The organism is Deltaproteobacteria bacterium HGW-Deltaproteobacteria-18 (genome assembly GCA_002841885.1).
In the GTDB taxonomy this organism is placed as follows: Bacteria; Desulfobacterota; Desulfovibrionia; order Desulfovibrionales; family Desulfomicrobiaceae; genus Desulfomicrobium.
Map to the genome: position 1 here is coordinate 98,024 of PHBE01000021.1, position 6,260 is coordinate 104,283.

Annotated in this window: 4 protein-coding genes and 1 tRNA gene; 4 read left to right on the forward strand and 1 reads right to left on the reverse strand. The window is 59.1% G+C overall.

The features are described 5' to 3' along the window. Positions 1-2: 2 nt before the first annotated feature. The 3 genes from CVU60_16385 to CVU60_16395 all read left to right on the forward strand — a co-directional run bounded on the left by CVU60_16385 (position 3) and on the right by CVU60_16395 (position 4,374). Complete coding sequence (locus CVU60_16385; GenBank protein ID PKN40411.1) at positions 3-3,200, forward strand: acyl-[ACP]--phospholipid O-acyltransferase; 3,198 nt, start codon at positions 3-5, stop codon at positions 3,198-3,200. Between the two features lie 69 nt (positions 3,201-3,269). Beyond that, the gene (locus tag CVU60_16390) at positions 3,270-3,467 is read left to right on the forward strand and encodes a hypothetical protein (GenBank protein ID PKN40412.1); all 198 of its coding nucleotides are present in this window, start codon (positions 3,270-3,272) and stop codon (positions 3,465-3,467) included. A 4-nt stretch (positions 3,468-3,471) separates the two neighbouring features. Beyond that, on the forward strand, positions 3,472-4,374 hold the full coding sequence (locus tag CVU60_16395) for a tRNA(Ile)-lysidine synthetase (protein PKN40413.1): 903 nt from the start codon (positions 3,472-3,474) through the stop codon (positions 4,372-4,374). A 100-nt stretch (positions 4,375-4,474) separates the two neighbouring features. Here CVU60_16395 and CVU60_16400 read toward each other — a convergent pair whose 3' ends face one another. Next, positions 4,475-5,482, reverse strand: a complete 1,008-nt coding sequence (locus CVU60_16400) for a hypothetical protein (GenBank protein ID PKN40414.1) — start codon at positions 5,480-5,482, stop codon at positions 4,475-4,477. A gap of 714 nt (positions 5,483-6,196) precedes the next feature. Here CVU60_16400 and CVU60_16405 point away from each other — a divergent pair. Further along, positions 6,197-6,260, forward strand: a tRNA-Val gene (locus CVU60_16405).

Below are 6,260 nucleotides of genomic sequence, written 5' to 3' on the forward strand. Positions count from 1 at the left end.
CCATGGCAGCCAGAGAAAATAGCCACCGGCGTCTCCTTGGAATCCGGGGGTTCATGCCCTACCTTCTGGTCGTTCTGATCAATGCCATGCTCGATCTGGGGCACAAGATCATCATCCAGAACACGGTCTTCAAATGCTACGACGGGTCCACGCAGATTGCGCTGACAGCCTTGGTCAACGCCTGCATCCTTTTGCCCTTCATCATGTTCTTCACCCCTGCCGGTTTTCTGGCCGACCGTTTTTCCAAACACCGGGTCATGCGCTGGACTGCTGGCCTGGCCATCCCCCTGACCGTGCTCATTTACGGCAGTTATCTGCTGGGCTGGTTTGAAGCGGCCTTTGTCCTGACCCTGATCCTGGCCGCCCAGTCTGCTTTCTATTCCCCGGCCAAATACGGCTACATCAAGGAAATGGCTGGCAAGGACAACCTCGGCATGGCCAACGGCGTGGTCCAGGCCGTGACCATTGTCGCCATTCTCCTTGGCGGCGTGCTCTTCTCCCTGCTTTTCGAATCACTCATCGGCAACGCGACGACCAAGGAAGGCATCCTGCAAGCCATCGCCCCCAGCGGTCTGCTGCTCATCGCGGGGGCCGTGGCGCAGACCCTCATGGCCCTGCGCATCCCGCAGTACAAGCCGGGTGACGCCTCCCTTCGCCTGGATTTCAGGACATATGTCCGCGGGACGTACTTAAAGAACAACTTGAAGAACATTCACGGCCATGAAACCATCTGGCTGTGCGTACTCGGCCTGTCGCTCTTTTGGGCCGTCAATCAGGTACTTTTCGCCGCCTTCGGCGCACACCTCAAGGATTTCGCCGGCGTGACCTCCACCGTTGTCGCCCAAGGCTTGCTGGCCATCGGCGGCGTTGGCATCATCGTCGGTTCCATCACGGCCGGAAGACTGTCCCGGACTTACATCGAAACCGGAATCATTCCCCTGGCCGCCCTGGGCATGACCATCTGTCTGGCCATCATCCCCGGCATGGACAACATTGTGGCCCTGGGCTGCCTGCTGGCCGTGTACGGTTTTTTCGGCGGCCTCTACGTGGTGCCGCTCAACGCGCTCATTCAGTTCAACGCCAAGGATTCGGACCTGGGCACCATCCTGGCCGGAAACAATTTTCTGCAGAACGTGTTCATGCTGTTCTTTTTGTGCGTGACGGTGCTGGCGTCCCTGACCGGGCTTTCAAGCGTGCCGATCATCCTGAGCCTGGCCGCGATCATGGGCCTGGGCTCGATGCACACCCTGCGCAAGCTGCCCCAGGCCTTCATGCGCTTTCTGCTGCGTATCGTCTTTGCGCAGCGCTACCGGCTGGCCGTGAGCGGCCTTGGCAACATCCCTTCCCAGGGCGGAGTGCTGCTTCTTGGCAACCACACCAGCTGGATCGACTGGGCCGTGCTGCATCTGGCCGTGCCACGGCCCGTGCGCTTTGTCATGTCACGTCATTATTACAGCCGCTGGTACCTGCGCTGGTTCCTGGACCTGTACCGCGTTATCCCCATTTCTTCCGCCGCCAGCAGCTCGGCCTTGCGCAAGATCACCGAGAACCTCAAGGCCGGGGAATGCGTGGTGCTTTTTCCCGAGGGCGCCATCAGCCGCAACGGTCAGCTCGGGGCCTTCAGGCGCGGCTACTGCATTCCGGCGGTCCAGAGCGATTGCGTCATCGTGCCCTTCTACCTGCGCGGTCTGTGGGGCAGCAGGTGGTCCGCCGTGAGCAGGCATTTCCGCCGCAACACCAATGGCGTTCTGGCGCGTGACGTCAATCTGTGCTTCGGCCCTGCCCTGCCTGCCTCAGCCACACCACAGGAAGTCAAGGACGCCGTGCACCGTCAGTCCATCCTGGCCTGGCAGGAGTTTGCACGCACCCAGACCTCCTTCACGGAAAGGTGGCTGCGCGCAGTCAAACGCGCTCCGGCCAGGCTTGCCGTGGCCGATTCCAGCGGAGCCCAGGCCACCGGCGAAGAGCTTTTTGTTTCCGCTCTGTACATTTCCCGCAAGCTCAAGAACCTGCCCGAGAAGGCGGTGGGTATCCTGCTGCCGCCCGGAGTCAGGGGTGCGACGGCGAACTTGGCCGTGCTCATGGCCGGCAAAACGACGGTCAACCTCGATCCGGGCTTGTCTGCCGAGGACTTTGCGAGCTGCCTGCATCAGGCCGGAATCCAGACGGTACTCAGCACCCGCGAGCACATTGAACGATTGCGCAGCCGGGGATGTGCCGCGCTTCACGATGAACCGCGTTTCATGTTCCTGGAAGACAGCCGGACATCCCTGCGCGGCACAGCTCCGATGCGAGCCCTGATCCGCCTGCTGCCGGTGGCCCTGCTGCGCTTCATCCTGCCACTGCGCGTCGAGCCGGAGGCAACGGCGGCCATCATCTTTGTGCCCAGGCACGAGCCCACTCCCGTTGGCGTGCGCCTTGGACACTCCAGCATCATCACCAATGCTAGGCAGATCGCCTCTCTCTTTCCGCCCCGGGGCGACGACGTGCTGCTCACCGCGCTGCCTCTGCACGACGCTCTCGGACTGACCATGACCATGTTCCTGCCGCTGCTCGAATCCGTGCCCATGGTCTGTGCCCATGACCCCTTCGAGGCCCGCAAGATGGGGCGCCTGTGCGTCGATTTCGAGGCGACCATGCTCTGCGCCGATCCCGCGATGCTGGAAGCATATGTCGCAAGTCCCGCCCTGCATCCGCTCATGTTCGCGTCCCTGCGCTCCGTTCTGTCGGGCGGGCTGGTTCTTTGCGACCAATGCGTGCAGGCCTTCCGTCACAAATTCGGGCTCATCGTCCATGATGGCTACGGCACCACCGAGACCACGCCCGTGGCCACCGTCAATGCCCCCGACGTGCTCAATCCCCTGGACCTGAGCGTGCAGCAGGGTCGCAAACCCGGAACCGTGGGACTGCCCCTGCCCGGCTCCGCCCTGCGCATCGTGCACCCGCAGACCCTGACGGACCTGCCTCACGGGGAGATCGGCCGCATCCTCATCGGCGGGACCCAGGTCATGCAGGGATATCTGGGCCGAGAAGATCTGACCGAAAAAGCCATCATCGTAGAGGACGGCATCCGCTGGTTCGTCACCCGGGATACGGGCCGGCTGGACGAGGATGGATTTCTCGTGCTGATAACCGATGACTCGAACAAACCCGACAGGACGGATCCGAAAAGCCTTGATCTCGAGTCCTCGTCGACTTAGGAGCAAACTCCCGAACACGTCCCTTTGAGGCCGACAACACTAAACCTGCAACCTAACACTTGAAATCTTATGATAACTATCCGCCTTGAACCCGAAAACCGGGAACTGACCATCGACCGCGCCGCCACTGTCATGCAACTCTTGCAAAAACTCGGACGCAAGCCCGGACGGGCTCTCGTCATCCGCGACGGTGGCCTTCTGACTCCGGATCTGAATCTCAAATACGGCGATCACGTCATCGTGCGCGACGTCGGGTCAAAGGGGTAGCCGCATGAAGTGCAGACGCTGTCAAATTCCAGCCGTGGTCGCCCTACCCAGCCACCATACCGCTTTCTGCAAGGACTGCTTCCTTGTCTTCGCCCGCAGGCTGGTGGAACGGGCCATCAAGGAACACGCGATGTTCACTTTCGACGACCGCATCCTCATCGCCATTTCCGGCGGCAAGGACTCCCTGGCCCTGGCCTGGCAACTGAAGGATCTCGGCTACAACATCGAAGGCCTGCACATCGATCTTGGAATTCCCGAATCATCACCCATCGCGCGGGGCTACGCGGAACGTTTCTGCACGCTAAGCGAAATTCCCCTGCACGTCATCGAGACTGCCAAGCTGGGACTGGCCATGTGCGACGTCAAACGCCGGGTCAAACGCCCAATTTGTTCCGTATGCGGACAGACCAAGCGCTACCTGTTCAACAAGTTCGCCCAGGAGAACGGATTCACGGTGCTGGCCACGGGACACAATCTCGACGACGAGACTTCCCGGCTATTCGCCAATGTCATGCGCTGGGATGTGGAATTTCTGAGCGATCAGGGACCGGTCATGCCTGCCGAGAAGGGTTTCGCCAAAAAGGTCAAGCCGCTTTTCCGCCTGACCGAGTTCGAAACCGCGAATCTCTGCTTTCTGGCTGGTATCGACTACGGATACGCCCCATGTCCCTACAGTTCCAAGGCCAGCTTTCCCATTTACAAGAACCTGCTTGCCGATCTGGAAGACATCCAGCCGGGTCGCAAGATCCGCTTTTATGACGGGTTTCTCAAGGACGGCCGCCAAGGTTTTGCACCGCGAGGCGAAACAAGCGTTGACATCCAGCCCTGCACGACCTGCGGATACCCGACGTCTGCCGGAGAGTGCGGCTATTGTCGTCTGACGGCCTTGATGAATGGCGAGGGATGAATAGATTGGTTATGAGCAGGTAGTGAAGGCGTTGCCGACATGACTTCCTGAAGGGCAAGCTCGGGGAAGGCTTTTACGGTCTTGTGGGAGCTATTTCGCATCACCTGCAGATGGTGGTGTTTTTTCCGCACTTCTTGGCTGCGTACATGTTCTGATCGGCCCGGTCGACGAGATCCGAAACGGATTCCCCAGGGATGTAGCTGGTCACGCCGAGGCTGATCGAAACATGGATGCCTTCCCCGTTTCTGGGGTAGAAGGCGTGTGCGAAGAAGCTGGTCCGAATGCGTTCCGCCACGCGGGCCGCCTCTTCGCGGGCGGTTTCGGGCAGGACGATGATGAACTCCTCGCCCCCGTAGCGGTAGGCCGAGTCCGAATCGCGGACGAGCTTCTGGATGACCCGCCCCAGTTCCGACAGCACGGCGTCGCCGTTCAGATGGCCGTAGGCGTCGTTATACAGCTTGAAATTGTCGATATCGAGGACGCACAGGGACAACGGGCTGTTGTAGCGCATGGCCCGCTCCACCTCGGCCTGGACCTGACGGAAGAAATGGCGCGCGTTGTAGAGCCCTGTCAGTTCATCGGTAAGGCTGAGCTCCTTGTAGCGCGTCTCGCTGCGGCGCAGATCCTCCTCGATGCGTTTACGAGTGATGATCTCCTGCCGCAATTCGGTGGTGCGGCGCTCCACCTCTTCTTCAAGGTGTTCGCGATAAAGCCTGTTTTCCCGTTTGAGATGCACTTTTTCCAGGCTCTTGTTTACGGAATGCAGCACGAATTCCAGATTGAGGAAGGGTTTGACCAGAAAATCCCACGCGCCCCGGCGCAAGGCTTCGATGGCATCGTCCGTGGAACCGACTCCGGAAATGACGATAAGGCCCGTTTCGTCATCCCGGGAGGAGATATGCCTGAGCACGTCCAGCCCGGACAGATCCGGCAGCTTCAGATCCAGAAGCACGAGATCCGGCAGTTCCGAATTGTAAAGGTCAAGGGCCTTGGCGCCAGTGTCCGCCAGGATGACCTCATGACCTTGCTCACGCAAAAAATCTCCGAGCAACTCAAGCAGAGTCGCTTCGTCGTCGACAAGCAGGATGCGGGCTTTATGCGAGCTCATTTCCGGGCCGGGGTTCTGGTGATCGGGGATAAAGACACGTTAAACTTTCTTGAGTGTAAGACACAAGCATCTTTTTCCGGGATGACGATGTTCACGGCTGACGGCGTTTTTCGGGATTTTACGAGCAGCCATCACAAAAATCGCGCGGTCCCGGAGATTGACATCGATAAAATCAATAACTACTTCGGTCATTCCCACATCAAAGGAGGATTCCATGTTCGAACTTACAAAGGCTGCCAAAGAGCAGCTCGATATGCACTTCGCCGGCAAAGAAGTGTCCCCGATCCGGGTCTACATGGCTGCCGGCTGAGGCGGGCCTCGCCTGGCGCTTGCTCTGGATGAGCAAAAAGACAACGACGTAGTACACGAAATTGACGGATACAAATTCCTGGTTGAAACCGCTCTGATGGAAGAATCGAAGCCCATTTCCGTGGAATTCCACCCGCACATGGGCTTCAATATCAAATCGGGGCTCAAGGCTTCTGCTTCCGGCTGCTCTTCCTGCACTTCCTGCGGTTAAGAGACTGCCTGTAGAAGATCACAAGGGTTGTCCATCTCGGACGGCCCTTTTTTTTATTCGGCTATTTGCTCCCCTCCCCTTCTGTCCGGACCGTCTTCAAGACAATTTCAACTTTTTTCGTTTTTTTTGAAAAAAGTCTTTGACAGCGGGCATGTGGCTCTATAAAGACTGTTTCTCGTTGGACGGGACGGGGCGGTTAGCTCAGCTGGGAGAGCGTCGGCCTTACAAGCCGAGGGTCATAGGTTCGATCCCTGTACC

What these genes read in the sequence shown, in the direction of transcription:
- CVU60_16400 (PKN40414.1), bottom strand. Translation starts at nt 5,482, where the DNA reads ATGAGCTCGCATAAAGCCCGCATCCTGCTTGTCGACGACGAAGCGACT.
- CVU60_16390 (PKN40412.1), top strand. Translation starts at nt 3,270, where the DNA reads ATGATAACTATCCGCCTTGAACCCGAAAACCGGGAACTGACCATCGAC.
- CVU60_16395 (PKN40413.1), top strand. Translation starts at nt 3,472, where the DNA reads ATGAAGTGCAGACGCTGTCAAATTCCAGCCGTGGTCGCCCTACCCAGC.
- CVU60_16385 (PKN40411.1), top strand. Translation starts at nt 3, where the DNA reads ATGGCAGCCAGAGAAAATAGCCACCGGCGTCTCCTTGGAATCCGGGGG.